The sequence below is a fragment of the Actinoallomurus oryzae genome, assembly GCF_039541955.1.
Lineage (GTDB): Bacteria > Actinomycetota > Actinomycetes > Streptosporangiales > Streptosporangiaceae > Actinoallomurus > Actinoallomurus oryzae.
In genome coordinates this window covers 336,054-356,986 of the sequence record NZ_BAABHF010000015.1, presented here as the reverse complement: position 1 = coordinate 356,986, position 20,933 = coordinate 336,054, and the positions used below count along the sequence as shown (strand labels likewise).

The window sequence follows — 20,933 nt, the reverse complement described above, 5'->3', positions numbered from 1 at the left end:
GGGCAACGCGGAGGCGTCAAGACCTTGACGCCGGATCTTCGCGGCGCTATGGGAGTCGCGTCCGTGTCCCGCGTCGAGGCGCTCTGTCGGCCGTGGCCGGGATCGGCCATCCGTTCAAACGATTGACGAGAGCCGGATGAACGGGTTACACACGTTGGGAAAACCTTTTCCTCCGCCCAGGACGGCGGCGGCAGGCGATGACGATCCGACGGCGGTGATCGACCGGCTCCACGACCCCACCCCTGCTCGATTCAGCCCCGTGACGGCCGACCCCGGCGAGACCCGCAGCACGGCGTACCGGGGACGGCCTCAGATCCCCCGATCCATGGAGGAGTGACGAACGTGAAAGGCAAGTTCGCACGACGACTGCTCGCCTCGGCGATCGCGGTCCTGCTGCTCGGCTGGGCGCCGCAAGCGGCGGTCGCCGGCCAGAAGGCGGGCACAGCGGCGGATGACTGCACCGACGGTGTCAACGTCCCCAACCGCTACAACAAGCCCTTCTGCGTGAAGAAGGACGAGATCTTCATCTTCGCGGCCAACTACAAGCCGTTCGAGGCGTCGGTCGACGATCAGCGCCAGGCCGGAGCGGTCTTCGACACGGTCATCGGCAACAAGCTGCGGCAGGCCTTTCCGAACCTCAAGATAAAGTACGCCACCTGGGATTATCCGGTGCGCTACGAGGATCTTCAGGCGGCCGGGGTCGTGCCCGACATCATCCTCGACAACCCGTACCAGCGCATCGCCCGGGACCTCAAACCGCGCGGCTGGGTTCAGGACATGACGCCCATGATCCAGCAGGGCGGACTGGACCTCAGCAAGCTCAACCAGGGCGCGGTCGAGCAGGTGAAGTCGCGGTCCGCCGGCAAGATGTACGGCGTTCCCGTCTTCGAGAACGACTACGTCCTCTACTACAACAAGAAGATCTTCGACAAGTTCGGGGTGAAGTACCCGAAGTCCGGGATGACCTACGACCAGGTCTACAGGCTGGCCAAGAAGCTGACCCGGCAGGTGGGGACCGACGCGTACAAGGGGTACATGCAGCACCCGGACACCTACCTGCAGTACAACCAGTCGGGGCTGTACCCGTTCGTGCCGACCGACAGCTGGACGCCGAAGCCCGAGGACGCGAAGGTGGACCTCACCACACCGGGGTGGGAAGAGCTCGGCGACAACCTCGACCGGTTCCTCACGATCCCGCACAACGGATTCACCACGGTCGACGACTTCCTCAAGGGAGACATGAGCCGTCCGGGCCATCTGGCGATGGCCGTGGACACGCTGAGCAGACTGCCCACCTACGCCGGCAGCAACGTGTTCATCAAGCCGGACGACGCGCCGGAGTACGACGAGTTGCGGAAGTCCATCGACGTCGGCGTGACCTCGATTCCGGTGCTCAAGAAGGGCTCGAAGGCGACGTACCAGCCCAACCAGACCGCGGCCTTCATCCCGCCGCAGTCCAGCCACCAGCAGGACGCGTTCAACATCGTGAAGTGGCTGGTGTCCGAGCAGGGGCAGACCGAGTTGTCGAGCCACGCCATCAAGGGAGTTCTGCAGACCCCGGCGGTCGAGGACAGCTTCGGTAAGGCCATTCCGGAGCTTTCCAAGGTCGACACGTCCGGCGTGTACTGGGGCTCGAACGCGGTGCTGAAGAACTACCAGAACACCAAGTACTGGGACATCCCGATGTACAAGGTGTTCCGTCAGCACGTGCTGACGGACGGCATGGACGTGAGTTCGGCCCTGTCCGTCGCGGAGAAGGAGGACATCCCCGCCTACATCAAGGCCCAGACCGACGCCGGTCTGGACTGGTAACACCGTCCAGATCCGTATCACTCCGGTGGCCGCGGCCCGCCCAAGAGAGACAGGGCACCGCGGTCACCGGCATGTCGCGGGACGATCCGGCGCCTACGACAGCGGCAAAAAACGGTCGTATCGCCGGGCGATCGTCCGGCAGGATCTTGGATCATGCATGCGGACGAGCTGCTGGCCGAGATCGAGCCGATGACCTATGGGGCGCGGTGCGCACGTCTCGCCACGCTCCCGGTGGGCCCCGCCGAGCGGGCTCGCCTGCTCGGCGAGCTGGGCGAACGCGGCGCCTATGAGCGCGCGGTGGGCCTGCTCATCGCGGCGGCCGCGCGTGACACGGCTTCGCTGGAGTACATCGCCGCCGCGGCCGGAGACGCCGACGCCGACGCCGACGTCACGGCCGCGGCGATCGGCCTGGTCGTCCGGCTCGGTGCCGCCGACGCGGCGGCGTTGACCGCGTTCGCCGGGGACGCTCCGGCGGAGTCGCGCGCGCTGCTGTACCGGGCCGTGCGCCGTTACCGTCGTACGGACCTCGCCGATGGCCTGATCGGGCCGGTCCGCGAGCGGTGGGGAGACCGGGAGGCCGCGGCGTTGCTGCCCGCCTGCGGTGCCGCGTCGGTGGACCGCCTGCTGCCGGAGCTCGCCTACGCCGCCGCCAACTGGAGCATGCTGGGCCATGTTCATCCTCGGTCAGTGCTCGACCAGGCCGAACGGGAGCTCGCCGAGCTCCCCAGGCAGCTCCGCCGGGCCTGGTGGATCTCGCGTGGCGCGGGCCTGGCCGAGACCGTGGATCACTTTCCGCTGCGGGTGATCGACCTGCTGGAGCGGCACTGGGAGCCGATCGGGCCGGGGAGCGCGCTCGTGCCCAAGCTTGCCCTGCTGATCGCCGCCGCTCCCGAGCGGATGTGCGACCTGTTGCTGCGCCCGGAGGTCCACCCGTCGCTGGGCCGGCTGCTCCGGACCAGAAGCGTGCGCGAACGGCTGGTCCGGCTGTTGCCCGAACCTCGGCTTGCCGAGCTGCTGAAGGCCGTGCGGGAGGACGACACCGCGCTGGTCCTGCTGCTCAAGACGTTCCCGCCCGCCCGCAGGGAGCCGGTCTTCGACGCGGCCATGGACGGGGTCGACCTCTCCGCCCGGGAGCTCGCTCCCGCGGTGCTCGACGTGCTGCCGCTGGCCCGGCGTGGCCGCGAGGCCCGCCGGATGCTGGGGTTGCGCAAGGTCGCCGACGACCCGTGGCGGACGCTCGAGGTCACCGCCTTCCTGCACTACGAACAGGCCGCCGAGACGCTGCGCGAGGTCACGCGGCGGGCCGACGCCGATGAGCGGGGACGCGGCTACGAGCTGCTCATCGGCTGTGCGGGACGCAGCCGCGACCCGGAGATCTTCGGCGACGCGCTCGCGTCGCTGGCAAGGCTGCGCAACGAGCAGGACCCGGTGCGGCAGAGGGCGTTGCGGGCGCTCACCGAAGTGCCGCCGGGCCTGTTGCGGGCCGGGCACGCCCCCGTGCTCGGCCGGTTCATCGAGGACGCCCTCGGCGCACGTGACCTGTCCCACTCGACCGTGCACGCGCTCTCCCGGCTCGTCACGCTGGCCTTCCGGCAGGGAGCCTCCCGCGGCGACCGTGACCTGACGGCCTTCGCGGTCGATGCGATCGGCACGCTCGCCGACCGTGGCAGCGGTGTCCTCGTCGGCCGTCTCGACGACTGCCTGCGCCGCGGTGACGAGTACGAACTGGTGCGCAGCCTCGCGCCCTGGCTGGAGCGCGACACCGCGAGGGACGAGTTCCGGCTCACCTTCGTCCTGGCGGAGGCGCTCGGCCGCCGAGGCCACGACGTGCCCGAGTTGCAGGCGGCCCTGGAGCGGGCCCTGCACGCCAAGCGCGACAGCGTGATCAACCGGGCGATCGGGTACTGGCTCCGTCCGCCGCGTACCCGGGCCGAACGCGTCGAGCACGTCATCGGGGTGGACCGTTCATCGGTGGTGCTGCCCGCGGTGTTCCACGTCCTCGCGACGGAGCGGACGGACCTCCTCCAGAGCGCGCTGTCCGGCGCCGTCCCGGGCGGCCGGTTCTGGCGCCACTCGATCATCTTCGTCCCGTACGTCCGGCGTCCGTGGCCGCGGCGGTGGACCGCCGCGCAGCGAGCGGCCTACCTGCGACTGCTGCACCGGGCCGCCACCGACCGCTCCGTGCCCGAGAGCGAACGCGCCCGGGCGGTGCGGCTGATCGGTGACGTGCCGTCCGCCTCGGCCGAGGAGCTGCGCGGCTACCTGCGCGCGAAGGAACCCCTCGTCCGGCGGGCGGCGCTGACCGCCGCCGCCTGGACCGCGGACCCGCGATCCGTGCTCGGCGAGCTGCTCGGTCACGCCACCGGCGATGACGCGCACGTCGCCGTCTACGCCGCCACGCGGGCGGCCAGGTTCACCCCGCCGAGCGTGCTGCCGGCGGCGCTCGCCCCCGTCCTCGCGGACGGAAAGATCACCGCCCGTAAGGAGGCCGTTCGGCTGATCGCCCACCATCGGGCACCCGACGCCGGGACCATCCTCGCGCGGGCCTGGGACCAGGAGGGACAGCACCGCGACGTCCGTACGACCATCGTCTCGGCCGCCCGGCGGCTCCTCGACCTGCCGGGCAGCGAGCGCATCCTGGCCGAGGCGGTCGGGGGTCCCCGGGACCTGGCCCGGCAGGTCCTCGGAGCCGCGCCGCTCACCGTCGAGCCGCGCCACCGCGCGCGGTACGCCGGTCTGATGGTGGACGCCGCACGCTCCGCCGACCCGACCGTACGGGGCGAGGCGCTCGGCCGGCTGCCCTCCTGGGCGTCCTGGTCGCCGGAGGCCGCCGGCACTCTCGCCGCGCAGTTCCGGGACCTCACCGAGACCGTCACCTGGCGGATCGCCCTCGACGGTCTCGTCACCTGCGCGATGAGCGGTGACGGGGGGACGGCGCCGCGCGATGCCGACGCGCGGGCGGAGCTGCGGGACACCGACGCGCGGGCGGAGCTGCGGGACGCGGTCGCGGCACTCGCCGCCGTCGATGAGCCCGCCGACGCCGAACCGGAACGCGACCTGCCCGCCGCGCAGCGCCTCGACGCCGCCGTCCACGCACTCGCCCGGGCGGCGCGAGCCGACCGCGACCACGCCGATCCGGTCCTCGCGGCGGTGGACGAGGTGCTGCCCGAACCACTGGGCGCACTGCTCGCCGCCTCCACTCTGCGCTGGGACCGGCCGGGAACCCTGGCCGCGTTGCTCGACCGGCCGATCGGCTCCGCCTTCGCGATCGCCGAGGTCGCCGGGGCGCTGGCGCGGCGACTCGGCGACGGCGGCCCCTTCGCGGGGACGTCCACCCGGTACGGGGTCGGGAGATTCCCGCACGCCGACGTGCCGGACCCCGCCGACGTGCTCCCCCACGCGACCGCCGCAGCCGAACGCGACGACCTCGCCGCCGGAGTCGCCGCCGTGGCGCTCACCCGTGCCTGCGGACCCCGCGCCGGATGGTCGGCGCCCTGGCGCGGGCTGTTGCGCCACCTCCGCGTCCACCCCCACCCGGACGTCGCCTACCTCGCCCGCCGGGTCCACACGAGCACCGAATAGCGCGACAAACAGGGTTCTCGGCGATAAACCCGTGACGTACGAACCCCTCCGGTCTCGGCCGCATCTACACAGCTATGCACATGAGGCGGAGAGAGTTCATACGCGCCGCAGGGCTCACGGCGCTCACGACGGCCGTCGGGGGCGCGTGCAAGCCCACCGGCACGAGTGCGACGTCACCGGGTCCACGCCGGGCGTCCTCCACGCCGAAGAACGCGGACTGGTCGGCGCTCAAGGAATCTCTGCAGGGCCGGCTCATCCGGCCGGATGACACCGCTTACGCGGCCGCACGCAAAAACTTCAATCCACGCTTCGACACGATCCGGCCGTCGGGAATCGCCTATTGCGAGAATCCGCACGACGTCGCGGAGTGCGTGAATTTCGTCCGGCGTCATGGCCTGCCGGTGGCGCCGCGGTGCGGAGGGCACAGCTACACCGGTGCCTCGCTCGTCGAGGGCCTGGTCATCGACGTGAGCCCGATGTCGTCGATCCGGGCCGACACCTCATCGGGCACCGCGCGGATCGGTGCCGGGGCGCGGCTGGTCGACGTCTACGACCGGCTCGCCGCCCAGGGCGTCGCGATACCGGCGGGCTCGTGCCCGACCGTCGGCATCTCCGGCCTGACCCTCGGCGGCGGCGTCGGCGTGGTCGCCCGCAAATACGGGATCCTCTCCGACCGGCTCCGCGCGATCGAACTGGTGACGGCGGACGGGCGGCGGCTCACCTGTGACGACCGGAACAACTCCGACCTGTTCTGGGCCTGCCGCGGAGGTGGCGGGGCCACTTTCGGCATCGCGACCGATTTCACCTTTGCCACGCATTCCACCTCCGACATCGTCGTTTTCTTCATCAACTGGCCGTGGTCGGTGGCCAAGTCGGTGATCGACGCATGGCAGCGTTGGGCGCCGTTCGCGCCGGACGAGCTCTGGTCGAATCTGCACGTTCTGGACGGCCAACGTCAGTCCAGCCCCACGGTCCAGGTCGGGGGCACCTACCTCGGCGCCCTGGAGGACGCCGAACGGCTGATCGAGACCTTGAAGTCCCGCATCGGCGCGGAGCCCTCCTCCCAGGTGATCGAGCCGACCACGTACGGGCACGCGATGATGATCGAGGCCGGTTGCACGACGCTCACCGCAGACCAGTGCCATCTGCCGGGCGGCCTTCCCGGGCAGACGTCCACAGGCAGGGAGACCCGCGAACCCGAGTATGCGGCCTCGCACATTTTCACCCGCCCGATAACGGCGGCGGGCATCGACGCGATCCTGTCCGCGGTCCGGGCACGCGGCGGCCTGGCAGGCGGTGGCCAGGGCGGGATCGCCTTCGACGCGCTGGGCGGCGCCGTGAACCGAGTACGCGCGGACGCCACGGCGTTCGTCCACCGTGACGGCCTCTTCAACGGGCAGTTCACCACGACGTGGGATACGACGGCGCCGAGCGCCGCGACCCGGGCGCAGCAGGCCTGGCTGCGCGCGTTCCACACGGCGATGAAACCGTACGCGAGCGGACAGGCGTATCAGAACTACGCCGACGCCGGGCTCACGAACTGGAAACAGGCCTACTTCGGCGACAACTACCCACGACTGCTCACGGTGAAGAACCGATACGACCCCGACCGTCTCTTCCGCTCTCCCCAGACGGTCGGCGCGTCCGCCTGACGAAGTACCTGCCGACCCCGCGAGGTCACAGCTCGACGTGGTGGCGTCCGGTCGGCACTCTGGCGGAGCGGGTCCGGCCGTTTCCGGTGACCACCTCCACATTCGCGGGGCCGGTGGCGGTGATGTCGAAGGAGGCGCCCTTCTCCGAGACCACGAAGGCGCGTACGGCGACCCGGCCGCCCTCGCTGCGGAAGAGCGGCCGTCCGTCCCTGGTCACGGTCGTCGTGCGGGGGCCGGCGGTGACCGCGTAGCGGTGCCCGCGCAGGACCAGGTTCGACACCGAGTTGGTGCCCGGGAGCGTCAGGCTGCCGAACATCAGCGCCTCCGGATCGCCCCACGGCTCGTCCGACAGCAGCTCGTGAATGGTCTGGACGGCCATCGCGTTGCTCCACGAGTAGGTGCGCCACGCGGTGTCGACGGCCGAGTCCATGATCGACTGATCGGGCTCCGGGTCGAACGACTCGGGGAACCACCCGTCGCGGTCGTAGGCGTTCAGGTACATGGCGGTGCTCCGCGCCGCGAGCTCACCGGCCTCCCGGTCGAAGCCGTACCGTTTGAGCCCCTCGTAGACGGTGAAGTTCATCGGCGGCCACGCCGCGCCCTTCCACTCCTCCGGTGCCCCCTTGTCGTCGTAGTTCTTGAAGAACTTGAAGTGCTCCGACCGCGGATGCACCGGGCCGCCCGAGCAGTACTTCGGGTCGTTGCGCGCGACGCTGGGGATGACGTACTCGCCCCAGAACTCCTCCGGGTCGAGCAGGTGGTCCTCGACGAGCACGCGGGCGCGCTCCGGTGTCGCAAGCCCGGCGAGCAGCGGGTAGAAGACCGTCGGTGTCACGACCTCGTTCCAGCCGCCGTCCAGGTAACGGCTCAGGTAGAGCCCGCGCTCCTCGTTCCAGAGCTTGGCGTTGACACCGGTCTTGATCCGCTCGTGGATCGCCTCGAACCGGGTCGCGTCGGCGGTCTTGCCCTGCAGGCGCGCCATCTTGGCCAGGAGCTCCGCCATCAGCGCGTAGTAGGCGTTCAGGGCGACGTCGGTCAGGTTGGTGTTCGGGCGCGGGTCGCCGCTTCCGCCCTTCTTCGGAACCTTCTGGTAGTCGGCGTAGACGGGGCTGTCGTCCAGCCCCAGATGGTTGCCGCGCCCGCTGATCCGGTCACCGAAGTAGGGCGACTCGAGCAGGCCGTCGCCGTCGGCGTCCCACTCCGGCAGCAGGTCGAAGAACGCGACCAGCTGGGGATACGCGGTGGCGACCAGGTCCCGGTCCCCGAGCCTGGTGTACAGCCGCCACACCGCGTACGCGTGCATGGGACCGGAGTTCTGCTGGTCGTAGCGCGGCCCGTTGATCTTCACCTGGTTGGGCGGTGGCGGAGCGGCGAAGATGTCGCGTTCGTGCTGCATGGCGAGATCGGCGCTCACCGACGTGGCCTCGATCGCGTCGAAGGCGGAGTCCCAGCCGGTGAACAGCCCGCCGGCGCCGCTCCAGCCCCACATCACGAAGTTACGCAGGGTCGTGCGGTCGTAGTTGGTGTTGAGCGACAGCGCGTCCCGTACGGCGTCGGCGACGCGCCCGACCGGCCCGGATCCGGTGAGGTAGCCGCGGGTGACCCGCGCCTGGGCGGCGTCGAGCCGGGCCGTCGTCCTGCGCCGCGGAGCGGGCTTGAGCGTGACCGGCTCGTCGCCGCAGGTCGCGGTGAAAGTGATCGTCTGGCCCTTGGCCAGGTCGTAGCGCAGCGCCGCGACGGCGGTGCCGGCCGCACCGGACCCGCCGGTCTCACCGGCGACCATGTCGCCGACCGACGCGTAGAGCGTCGTACGCTCGGCCGGCTCGTCCGGCGCGAGCGCGAAGTGGCCGGTACGCGACGGGTTCGCCAGGCCGGGCTCGGTGCCGAGCACGCATCCGTTCGCCACCTGGAACTTCGGGGTCTCGGTCCACGGCGCCGCGACCTCGAGCACGATCGACAGGTCCGCGTCGAGCGCCGTCACCGCCGCGACGACGCCGCGACCGCCGTCGGTCCGGGCGTAGCGGACGCGGATGCTCCGCTTCTGGTCCTGGGCCGTCGCGTACTTCTGCTCCAGCTGCGGGAGCGTCGCCTTGGCGTCCGTGACCTCCTCCGCGGTGTACCAGTCGGGGTGGGCGATCACCTCGCGCAGCGCGTCGAGGTGCGCCGGCATGACCTTGCGGTCGTCCGAGCTGACCACGACCTGCTTGTAGACGCCGTCGGGCGCCGAGGGGCCGAACCGCCACAGGTTGTTGGTCATCTTCTCCCGGATGAGGGTGCTCGCGGCCGTCAGCAGGCCCACCCGGACCGCGAACCGGGCCTCGTCGCGGGTGACGAACAGCGCGCCGCTCCAGTCCTGGTCCTTCACCCCGGGCATGGCGAACGGGCGGGCGAGCGTCGGGTACGGAATCGCACCGGCCCCGCCCGTACGGCCCGCGGCGGCCGGTGCGTCATCGGCCGGAGTCGCGGCGCGGGCCGCCGGTCCGAACGACCCCGCGGCCAGTCCGCCGAGCCCGGCCAGTCCGGTGCCGGCCAGGAACCGCCGGCGTGCCATACCTGTCATCGCGGAGCCTTTCGCATCGCTTCGTCAACGCTCGTGAATCGGCCGCCGGCCCGGGGGGCCGGACCGGTCAGGTGGTGCTGCGGAGGCCGCCGGCCCGGGGGCCGGGTCGGTCAGGTGGTGCTGGGGAGGCCGCCGGGTGGGGCCGGGCGGCAGGGGACGTCGTGGCCGGCGGCCTGGGCCGGGTCGCGGTGCAGGTGACCGGGGCGTCCGCCGGGGCGCAGCGGGCCCTCGAAGAAGAAGCCGGTCAGCTCCCCGTGGACCTCGACGATGTCGTGCTCCTCGCCGGCCGGGGTGCACAGCAGGTCCCCCGGCCCGACGAGGTAGGTGCGCGGGCCGCTGGTCACGGTGGCCCGGCCGGTGATGATCAGCCAGTACTCGTCGCAGTCGTGGTGGTGGCGGTCGAACCGCCCGCCGGCGGCCGGCACCCGGAAGGGGCCGGCCGCGGTCAGGTCGGACCACGCGGGGCGGTCCCGGCTCCAGGTGTCGCCGTGGGCCGTCCTGATCAGGGTCACCGGCCCGCCTGCGCCCATTCCGGGACGGTGCCGGCCTCGTGCAGGCAGAAGTCCGGGGCGCTCTCCAGCGCCTTCTCCTCACCTCCCGGCGTGTAGGTGACGATCAGGCGCAGCGGGCGCCACGTGGTGTTGTGGGTGGAGTGGTAGGCGCCCTTGGGGATGTGGACGGTGTCGCCCTCGCGGATGGTGAACGGCTCACCGTCGTCCACCATCTGCGTGGCCTCGCCGGAGACGACATAGATGATCTCTTCGGCGCCGGGATGGTTGTGCCGCTCGTGGCCGCGGCCGGGGTTGATGATCACCTCGCCGAAGGTGCTGCCCGCGCCGGGCACGCGAGACGGGGTGACGAACCACTTGATCGACCCCCAGTCGAAGGACATGGTGGTGACGTCGCCGGGAGTGACGTGCATGAACGGTCCTCTCAGATCTGCAGGGACTTGAAGGCGGACACCTGGGCGGTGATGGCCTGTTCGGTCGGCAGCCGTTCGACCGAGGAGGCGCCGAAGAAGCCGGCCACGCCCGTGGTGTGCTCCAGGACGTACGCGGCGTCGGCGGGCTCGGCGATGGGGCCGCCGTGGCACAGCACGATGACGTCCGGGCGGACGGCCACCGCCGCGTCGCGCATCGCCTGGACGCGCTCGGCCGCCTCGTCCAGGCCGATCGCGGTGCTCGCGCCGATGGTGCCCTTGGTGGTCAGGCCCATGTGCGGGACCAGCACGTCGGCGCCGGCCGCGGCCATCGCCTCGGCCTGGACGGTGTCGAAGACGTAGGGCGCGGTCAGCAGTTCCCGCTCGGCGGCGAGCCGGATCATGTCGATCTCCAGCTCGAAGCCCATCCCCGTCTCCTCCAGGTTCTGCCGGAACACCCCGTCGATCAGGCCGACCGTGGGGAAGTTCTGCACCCCGGAAAAGCCCGTCTCGGCGAGCCGGTCCAGGAACCGCGGCATCAGCCGGAAGGGGTCGGTGCCGCACACGCCGGCCAGGACGGGGGTGTCGCGCACCACCGGCAGCACCTCGCCCGCCATGTCCAGGACGATCTGGTTGGCGTCGCCGTACGGCATCAGCCCGGCCAGCGAGCCCCGGCCGGCCATCCGGTAGCGGCCCGAGTTGTAGATGATGATCAGATCGGCGCCGCCGGCCTCGGCGCACTTGGCCGACAGGCCGGTGCCGGCCCCGGCGCCGATGATCGGGGCGCCTGCCGCGACCGTGGCGCGGAGGCGGTCCAGTGCGGTGGTGCGATTCACGCGGTCCCTTCCTGATCCTTGATCATTCGGTCCAGTCGTTCGGCCATGGCCCGGCCGAACTCCGGGTCGTTGATGTGCAGGTCGAGGTCGGCCAGTTCCACCGGCGAACCGGCCACGCCCTTGGCCAGCTCGGCGAAGCACTCCGCGTCCGCCTCGGGCCGGCGGAACGCGGCGCCCTCGGCGTCCAGCGCGGACACTCCCCGGCGCGGCAGGTACAGCGCGACCGGGCCGCGCGCCGCCGTCAGCTTGCCGGCGATCCGCCGGCCCAGCTCGGCCATCTCCTCGGTAGTGGTGCGCATGAGCGTCACCGTCGGGTTGTGGACGTACAGGTCGCGGCCCTCGAAGCGGTCCGGCACGGTGTCGCGGGGGCCGAAGTTGACCATGTCCAGGGCCCCCGGCGCGACCACCTGCGGAACGCCGTGCGCGCCTGCGGCGGTCAGCCGGTCCGGGCCCGCCGACAGCACCCCGCCGACCAGGTCGTCGGCGAGTTCGGTGGTGGTCAGGTCGAGCACCCCGGCCAGCATCCCGCTCTCGGCCAGCCCCTCCAGCGCCCGGCCGCCCGCTCCGGTGGCGTGGAAGACCAGCACCTCGTAGCCGAGCTCCTCCAGCCGGGCCCGCGCCGCCTCGACGGCGGGCGTGGTGACGCCGAACATGGACGCGGCGACCAGCGGACGCTCGTCGGTGCCTCCGGGGACGGGCGTCGTGCTGGACGACACGGCGGCCATGCCGGCGACGGCCGCCGCAGCGTTGCCGAGGATCCGCCGCGACACCCGGTTGACCCCGGCGATGTCCACGACGCTGTACATCAGCGTGACGTCCTTGGCCCCGACGTACGGCGAGACGTCGCCCGACGCCATGGTCGACACCAGCAGCTTCGGCACGCCGACGGGCAGTTCCCGCATCGCGCGGGCGGCGATGGCCGAGCCGCCGCTGCCGCCGACGGCCAGGACGCCGTCGACGCGGCCCCCGGCGTACAGCTCGGTGAGCACCGCGGCGGCGCCTTCGGACATGGTCGCGACGGCGGCCCCGCGGTCACCGGCCGCGCGCAGCGCCTCCAGGTCGGCCCCGGCGGCCCGCGCCACCGCGAGGTTGGTCACGTCCGGGACGATGCCGTCCGGCTCCCCGGTGCCGGCGTCGACGACGACCGGCCGGCAACCGTGATCCCGCAGCCGGTCGCGCAGCCAGGCGTACTCCCGGCCCTTGGTGTCCAGGGTGCCGATGAGAACGATCGTGGTCACCTCAGCCGTCCTTCCCACCGGTGGCGGCGGCCCGCTCCGCGAAGACTCCCTTGGCCACGTTCGCCGCGTTGATGGCGCGCGGGAAGCCGACGTACTGGACGCAGTGGATGATCACCTCGACGATCTCGTCCTCGGTGAGGCCGACGTTGAGCCCGGCCTTGATGTGCCCTTTGAGCTGGGGCGTGCAGTCGCCCATGCCGACCAGCGCGGCGATCGAGGCGATCTGCCGCTGCCGCAGGTCCAGGCCGGGACGAGAGTAGATCTCGCCGAAGTTGAAGTCGATGCCGTAGCGCCCGAGAGCGGCCCCGGGGCCGCTCAGCGCGGCCAGGAGCCGGTCGGCCGCGCCCTCTCCGTACACCTCGTCGTAGCGGTGCCGACCCCGCTGCGAACCAGAACCGTCCATTCGTTCCCTCCCGCTGGGCTTTCAGATGGAGTGTCCGCCGTCCTGCGGCAGAATGACACCGGTCAGGTACGCGGCCGAGGGCAGGCACAGGAAGACGATGGTCTCGGCGAGGTCCTCGGGACGGCCGAGGGTGCGCGTGGGGATCTGGGCGAGCAGCGCCTCCCGGACCTCGGGGGTGTCACGGGCGCGGCCCGGAGTGTGCTGCGCGCCCGGGGCGACGCAGTTCACCGTGATCCCCTCCTCGGCCAGTTCGATGGCCAGCGCCTTGGTCAGCCCGACCACCCCGGCCTTGGCCGCCGCGTAGCCGGTGGCGTTGCGGACGAGCCGCCCGCCTCGCAGCGCGGCGATCGAGGCGATGCTGACGATCCGGGCGCCGTCCCGGCCCCGCATGGCCGGCAGCGCCGCACGCGTCATGTTGAACACGGTGGTCAGGTTGTTGTCGACCATCCGCTGCCATTCCTGCGGCGTCATCTCGGCGAACGGCCGCACCATGCCGCCGCCGGCGCCGTTGACCAGGATGTCGATGCCGCCCCAGGCGTCCCGGACCTGGCCGGCCGCCCGCTGGACATCGTCGAAGTCGGTGAGGTCGGTGTCCAGTTCGAGGGCCTCACGCCCCAGCTCCCGCACCGTCTTGCCGAACCGGGTCAGCCCCTCCTGCGCCAGGTCGACCCCGGCCACGTCGCAGCCCTCCTGAGCCAGAGCCCGGCTGATGACCTGGCCGAGCGCACCGCCCGCGCCGGTGACGACCGCCTTCTTCCCGGCGAGCCGCATGGTCGATCCCCTTTCGTCGATGTGTGTCATGGCACGTGCCTCACTTGAGGGCGCCCGACGTCATGCCCTGGATGAAGTGCCGTTGCAGCACCAGGTAGACGACGATGATCGGGACGCTGGCCAGGGTGACCCCGGCCGCGATCATCGACCGGTCCACGCTGTACTCGCCGATGAAGAACATGATCCCGGTGGACACCGGGCGCAGGTTCTCGTCCTGCCCGTACAGCAGCGGGATCAGGAACATGTTCCAGGTGAACATGAACTGCAGTACCACCATGGTGATCAGCCCCGGCCGCGCGAGGGGCAGCATGATCCGGCTGAACACCCGCCACTCCCCCGCGCCGTCCAGCCGGGCCGCGTTGCCGATCTCGTCGGGCAGTTCGCGGAAGAACGAGCGCATCAGGAAGGTCCCGAAGGCCAGGCCGAGCGCGATGCTCGGCACGATGACGCCCCAGTAGCTGCCGAGCAGGTTGAGGTCGCGCACCAGGTAGTACTGCGGCACCATGATCGACTGGAACGGGATCATGATGCCCAGCAGGAACACGCCGAGCAGGTACTTCTCGCCGGGCAGCCGCCGGGTGCCGAGCGCGTAGCCCGCCAGGCAGGACAGCACGGTCACGCCGGGCACCACGAACGCGCAGTACAGCACGGTGTTGCCGAGGTACTTGCCGAACCGGCCGGTGGTCCAGGCGTCGGCCAGGTTCCCCCACTGCGGGCTGGTGGGCAGCCCGAACGGGTCGGCGTTGATCTCGCTGTTGCTCTTCAGCGCCGACGACCAGATCCACACGAACGGCAGCAGGAAGAGCACCAGGAACATCGAGAGGATGACGTACCTGGCGGTGCGGGTGATCATCGCTCGCCCCTCTCGCGGAGGCGGACGACGGCCAGCGACACCACCAGCGACAGGACGGTGAGCACCAGCGAGATCGCCGCTCCGTAGCCGACCTCGTTCTCCATGAAGGCCTTCTGGTAGGTGTAGGTGGCGAGCAGCTGGGTGCTGTTGTCCGGACCGCCCTTGGTCATGATCCAGACGTGGTCGAACGCCTGGAACCCGTGCACCAGCAACAGCACCGTCACCAGCGTGACCGCGCTGGACAGCTGCGGCACCACCACGTGCCGGAACCTCTGCCAGGCGCCGGCGCCGTCCACCCGGGCGGCGTCCAGCAGGTCCTGGTCGACGTTGTGCAGCGCGGCCGTGAAGATCACGAAGGCCAGCCCGACCGTGGCCCAGACCGAGGCCACCAGCACCGCGTAGAGCGCGAAGTCCGGGTCGCCCAGCCAGCCGTGGCTCCACGACCCCAGCCCGACCGCGGACAGGCCGCGGTCGAGGATGCCGAAGGCGGGGCTGTAGATCCAGCTCCACACGATGCCGACGATGATGGCCGGGAGGATCTGCGGCATGAAGTAGACGGTGCGGAACAGCGTGAACCCGCGCGGCCGGCTCCACACGAGCATGGCCAGCAGCAGGCTCACCGCCATCGCCGCCGCCGTGCCGAGCACCACCCAGATCAGGTTGTGCCCCAGCGCCCGCCAGAACAGGGAGTCGTGCACGAGCCGGTCGAAGTTGCCCAGGCCGATGAACCGCTTGTGCGGCCGCGCGCCGTCCCAGTCGGTGAGGCTCAGGTAGACCGACTGGACCAGCGGATACAGGATGAACACCGCGTACACGGCGAGGGCGGGGAGCACGAACAGGTATCCGGACACGCGCCGGTCTCCGGGCCGGCGGCGGGCGGCGGGCGCCGCGGAGCGCCCGGCGAGCGGCGGCCTGGCCCGGGTCATCGTGGTCGCCATGCCGCCTCCCTCCGCGGGGCGGGGAGGATTCGCATCACTACAGTCCCTTCTCCCACGCCTTCTGCAGGTCGTCGGCCTGCCGCGCCGGAGTCTTGCGGCCCTGCACGACCGCCTGGAAGCCGCTGGTCATCGCATTGAGGAAGCCGGGCGCCGCCTTGCCGTGGTTGACGGAGTAGCCGAGGTCGCGGGTGGCGTCGCCGCCGCCGTTCTGCGCGGCGGTGAGCGCCTGCTTCTGCAGGGACGACAGCGTCCAGCCGGACGGGTCGAACGGCACGGGCGGGAAGATCTTGCCCTGCTCCACCCAGACGCGCAGCGCCTCCGGCTGGTAGAGGGAGTCCAGGAACCTCCCGGCCTCGTCGGCGTGCTTGGACCTGGCCGAGATGTAGTAGGCCGAGCCGGTGCCCGCCGGGTAGACACGGTCGCCGCCGTCGATGGAGGGCATCGGCATGATGCCGACCTCCTGGCCCTTCAGCCCCTTCTCGACCGCGCCGACGGCCCAGGTGCCGTTGATGTTCATCAGGGCCTTGCCGGCCAGGAACATCGACTGCGCGTCGGGGCCGTGCAGGGAGTTGAGGTCGTCGATGAACCCGCCCGCCTTGACCAGGTCGACGAAGAACAGCTGGATGGCCTGCCTCATCTGGGGTGTGTTCCAGCTGCCCCTGCCGTCGAAGATCAGGTCGCCCATGGCCCGGCCGCCCACGATGTTGTTGGCCATCAGGGAGAAGGCCCACCAGCACGGGTAGACGTCGGCCTGTCCGTAGGCGATCGGGACGTACTTCTTGGCCTTGGCCCTGGCGCAGAAGTCCAGCAGCTCGTCGAACGTCTTCGGGACGGTCAGCCCGGCCTTGTCGATCAGCGTCTTGTTGTAGAAGAGAACGGTGGTCTCGGTCTCGTTCGGCAGCCCGTAGAGCTTGCCGTCCAGCCGCGCCTCCCGGGCGGCGAACGGCGTGATCTTCTTCAGCCAGCCGTACTTGGCGGCCAGGTCGTCCAGCGGGCGGAGCAGTCCGGCCTCGGCCAGCACCCCGGCGTTGCCCTTGCCCACCTCGTAGTAGATGACGTCGGGGCCGGTGCCGGAGGCCAGCGCGGTCTTGCCCACGGTGGCCATCTGGTCGCCGGGCTGGGTGGTGCGGTCGATGGTGAAGCCCCCCGACCGCCGGTAGAGGTCGTAGACCTTCCTCACGGCCTCGTTCTGCGGGGACGTGGTGAACTGGTCCCAGACCTTGAGCGCGGTGCCGCCGCCGCCCGTACGGCCGAAGCCACAGGCGCTCAAACCCAGCGCCGCGCCGGCCGCGCCACTCAGCCGCAGGAAGTCGCGGCGGCTCGGACCCGGGGCGGTTCGTCTGCCGTTGTTCAAGGGATCCTCCGTGTGGTGGGGTGCCAGGCGGCCGTGAAACGGTGGCGGCCGGACGGGACGGCGCAGACCAGCTCGCCGTCGTGCCGGGCGAGGACGTCCACTCGTTCGGTGGCGGGGCCGCCGTCCACCAGCACGCTGCCGGGGTCGGTGGTCGGCACGTGGACGGTGGCGGGCTCACCCGGCGGGATCAGCACGTCGAGGGCGATGCCGTCACCGCTCAGCGACCAGGCCGACTCGATCCGCCCACGTACGGTCTCCTGGGCGGCCGAGGCCCAGGTCAGCGCGCCGCCCGGATGCGGGCGCAGGACGATGCGGCGGTAGCCGGCGGAGTCGGGGGCCTGCGCGATGCCGGCCACTCCCCCGTACAGCCAGTCGCCGACGGCGCCGAGGCTGTAGTGGTTGAAGGAGTTCATGGTGGCGGACTGGAAGCCGCCGTCCGGGGTCCAGCCGTCCCAGCGCTCCCAGACCGTGGTGGCGCCGTGCCGTACGGAGAACAGCCAGCTCGGGAACGTGTCCTGGTGGAGCAGGGCGTACGCGAGGTCGGCGCGGCCGGCGCGGGTCAGCACCGGGCACAGCAGGGGGACGCCGATGAACCCGGTGGTCAGGTGGTGGTCGTGCTTGTCCACGTCGTCCGCCAGGTGCCCGGCGGCGGCCCGTTCCAGCTCCGGCGGGAGGAGACCGAACTCCAGGGCGAGCAGGTAGCCGGTCTGGGTGTCGCCGTGGACGCGGCCGTCCGGCTCCACGAAGCGGTCGATGAAGGCCCGCCGTACGTCGGCCGCCAGGGCCTCGTGCCGCTCCGCGTCGCCGGTACGGCCGAGCACCCGTGCGGCCTTGCCCACCAGCTCGGCCGACCGGGCGAAGTAGGCGGTGGCCAGCACCTCCCGAGGTGTCTCGGCGCCGATCTGCAGCCAGTCGCCGTAGTGCCGTCCCGTACGGTGGCGCCAGACCAGGTCGGGGTTGTGCCGGCGGATGTGCTCGACCCAGAGCACCATCGCCGGGTAGGAACGCTCCAGGATCCGCTCGTCGCCGTACAGCCGGTACAGCGTCCACGGGACGATCACCCCGGCGTCGCCCCAGCCGGGCGCGCCCTCGCGCAGGATCGACACCTTCGGCGCGACGTCGCCGAACGCGCCGTCCTCGTCCTGCCCGGCCAGGACGTCCTCCATCCAGCCGGCGAAGAACGCGGAGACGTCGGCGCCGCGGGCCGCGGTGGGCAGGAAGACCTGGGCGTCGGCGAGCCAGCCGAGCCGCTCGTCGCGCTGCGGGCAGTCGGTGGGCACCGAGACGAAGTTGCCGCGCTGCCCCCAGCGGATGTTGGCGTGCAGCCGCTCCACGTCGGGGTCGCTGCAGGAGAACGCGCCCGTCCACGGGGTGTCGCTGTGCAGCACCGAGCCCACCACATCGCCCGGCCCGGGGACCCCCGGGTAGCCGGACAGCTCGACGTACCGGAAGCCGTGGCAGGTGAAGGCGGGTTCGTAGACCTCGACCGGCGCGCCCGAGCAGACGTACACGTCGCGCGCCTCCGCGCGGCGCAGGTTGTCGGTGTAGAGGCGGCCGTCGGCGTCGAGCATCTCGGCGTGGCGGAGCACGATGTGGCGGCCGGCCTCGGCGCCGCGTACGGTCAGCCGGACCCGGCCGACGATGTTCTGGCCGAGGTCGGCGATGACCGTGCCGTCGGGCCGGGCCGACACCTCGACGGCCTGCACCCGGGTCGTGACGCGCACGGGCTGGGCGCGGGCGGCCCGCAGCTTCGTGGTGTCGCGGCCGGCGACGATCGCCCGCGGCCAGCCGGCGTCGTCGAACCCCGGCCCGTCCCAGCCGTCGTTCGGTATCCGGGCGTCGTGGTACTCGCCCATCAGCAGGTCGGAGTGGCGGATCGGGCCGGGCGACTCGCTCCAGCGCTCGTCGGTGCCGAGCCACATGCGCTCCCCGTCGGGGAACTCCACGAGCAGCCGCGCGATGAACGCGGGCCGGTCTCCGTAGATCTTGCCGGCCCGGCGCGGGTCGAAGCCGACGAAGCCGCTCCACCAGCCGTCCCCGACGAGCGCCGCGAGCACGTTCGGGCCCTCGCCGAGCAGGGCCGTGACGTCGTAGGCCCGGTACTGAACGCGGTCGCGGTAGTCGCTCCAGCCGGGTTCCAGCTCCGTGTCCGAGACGGGCCGGCCGTTGACGCTCGCCCGGTAGACGCCCTGCGCGGAGGCGTACAGCCGGGCACGCGCCGGCCGCCGGGGCAGCGCGAAGGCCCGGCGCAGCCGCAGGCAGGGCGCCAGATGCCGGGTGTTGAGGGTGCGGTGGTCGTCGCGAGGCGGCTCGAACAGCGGCAGGGTGGTCTCGTCCCGGGTGATCCAGGCGGCGCGGGCCCAGCCGTCCGGGCTCATCAGCCCGGTCTCGAACCAGGACGACGCGTGCCCGTCGAGCCGGCCGTCGCGGTCCCAGACCTCGACGTCCCACCGGTAGCGGGTGCACGGCCGCAACTCCGCTCCGCGGTAGGCCACCGAGGTGGCGTCCGACAAGGTCCGGCCCGTGTCCCAGATTTCGGTCGCACCGGAGGTCGCGGCGGGTTCGGCGGTGACGCGGAGCCGGTAGGCGCTCTGCCGGTCGGCGACGCGCGAGGAGCGCAGCCGCCAGGACAGCCGGGGGGACGGCTCGTCAACGGTGGTCGGTTCGGTGAGGAATTCGCAGGCCAGGCCGTAGGGAACGAGGCTCGGCACGGATCGGCCACCTCCTTTCGGACGCACCCGGCCGTCGGTGAAGGGGCAACGACGGGTGATCCAGGTCACGTACCGGCCGTGATCGTAAGACGCGTTTTTCGGATTGGTCAACCGGTTGACCAATTTCTGAGAGCGGTTTACGGTCCGGTCGAACCCAGGCATTCAGAAGGGCGGCGGTGCGGTGGAGTACTCCCTCCTCGGTCCTTCGGGCATCCGGGTGTCGCGGATCTGCCTCGGCACGGCGACGTTCGGCGTGGCCCCTGCCGCGGCGGACGTCACCCGGCTCGTGCACGCGGCCCTGGACCGCGGGATCAACTTCGTCGACACCGCGAACTCCTACGGCCATCTCGCGCACTTCGACCGGCCCGGCGCGCCGCCGTCGGCGGCGCGCGAGCCCGCCGAGGAACTGGTCGGCCGGGCGCTGCGCGGGCGGCGTGACGAGGTGGTGCTGGCCACCAAGGCGGGCGAGCCGGTCGGGCCGGGGGCGGGCGACCGGGGGCTGTCCCGGCGGCACCTGTTCCGCCAGCTCGAGGCCAGCCTGCGCCGGCTGCGCACCGACCACGTCGACCTCTACTACGCCCACCACCCCGACCCGGACACCCCGCTGGACCAGACGCTGCAGGCGTTCGACGACATGGTGCGGCAGGGCAAGGTCCGCCACGCGGCGCTGTCGACGTATCCGGCCTGGCAGCTGACCCACGCCCTGTGGATCGGCAGCGACCTGCGGCTCGACCCGCCGGTGTGCGCCCAGGTCCGCTACAACCTCGTGGACCGCGCGGTGGAGCGGGAGGTCGTGCCCGCCACCCAGCGGTTCGGGCTGTCGCTGGTGGCCTTCAGCCCGCTGAGCGGCGGGCTGCTGGCGGGCGAGGACGCGGCCTCCCGCGAGTACGCCGGCGAGCGGCGGTGGGGCGGGACGGGCTACTCGGCCCGGCAGCGGGAGGCGGCCGGACGGCTGTCCGCGCTGGCCCGGGAGTGGGGGCGACGGCCCGAACGGCTGGCGCTGGCCTGGCTGCTGGCCCGCCCCGGCGTGGCCAGCGCGATCGTCGGCCCCGAGACCCCCGCCGAGCTGGACGCGAGCGTCGCGGCGGCCGGGCTCGCCCTCACCCCCGAGCAGGTCGCGGCGCTCGACGCGATCGGCGAGAGCGGCCGGGACCTCGTCGAACCGGTCCGCCGGTCGGCCGGATGAGCGCCCCGATCGGAAGGGCGACCGCCATGACCGAGCGAAGCGAGGGAGTCAAAAGACACGCCCCTGTGGTCACGCCCTCCGACGAAGGAGGACTCATGACCGAGCGAAGCGAGGGCAT

Annotated in this window: 15 protein-coding genes; 4 read left to right on the top strand and 11 right to left on the bottom strand. The window is 71.7% G+C overall.

Features of this window, described 5'->3' with window-relative positions; all coding sequences use genetic code 11:
* Positions 1 to 342 precede the first annotated feature (342 nt).
* From ABEA10_RS10585 to ABEA10_RS10575, 3 genes are all read left to right on the top strand, one after another.
* Positions 343 to 1,812 (top strand): ABC transporter substrate-binding protein, encoded by a 1,470-nt coding sequence (locus ABEA10_RS10585; protein ID WP_345460934.1) that lies wholly within the window; start codon positions 343 to 345, stop codon positions 1,810 to 1,812.
* 153 nt (positions 1,813 to 1,965) lie between these two features.
* Positions 1,966 to 5,394: a hypothetical protein gene (locus ABEA10_RS10580; RefSeq protein ID WP_345460931.1), complete on the top strand. Its 3,429-nt coding sequence runs from the start codon at positions 1,966 to 1,968 to the stop codon at positions 5,392 to 5,394.
* Positions 5,395 to 5,474: 80 nt separating this feature from the next.
* Positions 5,475 to 7,046, top strand: coding sequence for an FAD-binding oxidoreductase (locus tag ABEA10_RS10575; RefSeq protein ID WP_345460928.1), 1,572 nt, complete (start codon positions 5,475 to 5,477; stop codon positions 7,044 to 7,046).
* Between the two features lie 25 nt (positions 7,047 to 7,071).
* Here the strand turns inward: ABEA10_RS10575 and ABEA10_RS10570 are convergent, their stop codons facing one another.
* From ABEA10_RS10570 to ABEA10_RS10520, 11 genes are all read right to left on the bottom strand, one after another.
* Entirely contained in the window at positions 7,072 to 9,606 is a 2,535-nt protein-coding gene (locus tag ABEA10_RS10570; protein WP_345460924.1) for an amylo-alpha-1,6-glucosidase, read from the bottom strand.
* A 110-nt stretch (positions 9,607 to 9,716) separates the two neighbouring features.
* Positions 9,717 to 10,118 carry a cupin domain-containing protein gene (locus ABEA10_RS10565; protein ID WP_345460921.1) on the bottom strand — a complete coding sequence of 134 codons (402 nt, stop codon included), beginning with the start codon at positions 10,116 to 10,118 and terminating at the stop codon, positions 9,717 to 9,719.
* Complete coding sequence (locus ABEA10_RS10560; RefSeq protein WP_345460918.1) at positions 10,115 to 10,528, bottom strand: cupin domain-containing protein; 414 nt, start codon at positions 10,526 to 10,528, stop codon at positions 10,115 to 10,117. Before ABEA10_RS10560 ends, ABEA10_RS10565 begins: the two co-directional genes overlap by 4 nt.
* Positions 10,529 to 10,539: 11 nt before the next feature.
* Complete coding sequence (locus ABEA10_RS10555; protein WP_345460915.1) at positions 10,540 to 11,361, bottom strand: phosphoenolpyruvate hydrolase family protein; 822 nt, start codon at positions 11,359 to 11,361, stop codon at positions 10,540 to 10,542.
* Positions 11,358 to 12,599: a Tm-1-like ATP-binding domain-containing protein gene (locus tag ABEA10_RS10550; protein ID WP_345460912.1), complete on the bottom strand. Its 1,242-nt coding sequence runs from the start codon at positions 12,597 to 12,599 to the stop codon at positions 11,358 to 11,360. The genes ABEA10_RS10555 and ABEA10_RS10550 overlap by 4 nt, the downstream gene beginning before the upstream one ends.
* 1 nt (position 12,600) lies before the next feature.
* Positions 12,601 to 13,002 carry a carboxymuconolactone decarboxylase family protein gene (locus tag ABEA10_RS10545; protein WP_345460909.1) on the bottom strand — a complete coding sequence of 134 codons (402 nt, stop codon included), beginning with the start codon at positions 13,000 to 13,002 and terminating at the stop codon, positions 12,601 to 12,603.
* A 21-nt stretch (positions 13,003 to 13,023) separates the two neighbouring features.
* Positions 13,024 to 13,803: an SDR family NAD(P)-dependent oxidoreductase gene (locus ABEA10_RS10540; protein ID WP_345460906.1), complete on the bottom strand. Its 780-nt coding sequence runs from the start codon at positions 13,801 to 13,803 to the stop codon at positions 13,024 to 13,026.
* A gap of 10 nt (positions 13,804 to 13,813) precedes the next feature.
* Positions 13,814 to 14,626: a carbohydrate ABC transporter permease gene (locus tag ABEA10_RS10535; protein WP_345460903.1), complete on the bottom strand. Its 813-nt coding sequence runs from the start codon at positions 14,624 to 14,626 to the stop codon at positions 13,814 to 13,816.
* Complete coding sequence (locus tag ABEA10_RS10530; protein WP_329236432.1) at positions 14,623 to 15,564, bottom strand: carbohydrate ABC transporter permease; 942 nt, start codon at positions 15,562 to 15,564, stop codon at positions 14,623 to 14,625. The genes ABEA10_RS10535 and ABEA10_RS10530 overlap by 4 nt, the downstream gene beginning before the upstream one ends.
* A 37-nt stretch (positions 15,565 to 15,601) precedes the next feature.
* Positions 15,602 to 16,918 (bottom strand): ABC transporter substrate-binding protein, encoded by a 1,317-nt coding sequence (locus tag ABEA10_RS10525; protein ID WP_345460896.1) that lies wholly within the window; start codon positions 16,916 to 16,918, stop codon positions 15,602 to 15,604.
* Entirely contained in the window at positions 16,915 to 19,629 is a 2,715-nt protein-coding gene (locus ABEA10_RS10520) for an alpha-L-rhamnosidase (protein WP_345460893.1), read from the bottom strand. The genes ABEA10_RS10525 and ABEA10_RS10520 overlap by 4 nt, the downstream gene beginning before the upstream one ends.
* A 181-nt stretch (positions 19,630 to 19,810) precedes the next feature.
* On the opposite strand from ABEA10_RS10520, the gene ABEA10_RS10515 reads away from it, so the two are divergent.
* On the top strand, positions 19,811 to 20,815 hold the full coding sequence (locus ABEA10_RS10515; protein WP_345460890.1) for an aldo/keto reductase: 1,005 nt from the start codon (positions 19,811 to 19,813) through the stop codon (positions 20,813 to 20,815).
* The last annotated feature ends 118 nt before the right edge of the window (positions 20,816 to 20,933 follow it).

Excerpts from the sequence above, each read along its gene's own strand:
- ABEA10_RS10580 (WP_345460931.1), top strand. The coding sequence starts at position 1,966 with ATGCATGCGGACGAGCTGCTGGCCGAGATCGAGCCGATGACCTATGGG.
- ABEA10_RS10575 (WP_345460928.1), top strand. The coding sequence starts at position 5,475 with ATGAGGCGGAGAGAGTTCATACGCGCCGCAGGGCTCACGGCGCTCACG.
- ABEA10_RS10570 (WP_345460924.1), bottom strand. The coding sequence starts at position 9,606 with ATGACAGGTATGGCACGCCGGCGGTTCCTGGCCGGCACCGGACTGGCC.
- ABEA10_RS10560 (WP_345460918.1), bottom strand. The coding sequence starts at position 10,528 with ATGCACGTCACTCCCGGCGACGTCACCACCATGTCCTTCGACTGGGGG.
- ABEA10_RS10545 (WP_345460909.1), bottom strand. The coding sequence starts at position 13,002 with ATGGACGGTTCTGGTTCGCAGCGGGGTCGGCACCGCTACGACGAGGTG.
- ABEA10_RS10540 (WP_345460906.1), bottom strand. The coding sequence starts at position 13,803 with ATGACACACATCGACGAAAGGGGATCGACCATGCGGCTCGCCGGGAAG.
- ABEA10_RS10535 (WP_345460903.1), bottom strand. The coding sequence starts at position 14,626 with ATGATCACCCGCACCGCCAGGTACGTCATCCTCTCGATGTTCCTGGTG.
- ABEA10_RS10530 (WP_329236432.1), bottom strand. The coding sequence starts at position 15,564 with ATGGCGACCACGATGACCCGGGCCAGGCCGCCGCTCGCCGGGCGCTCC.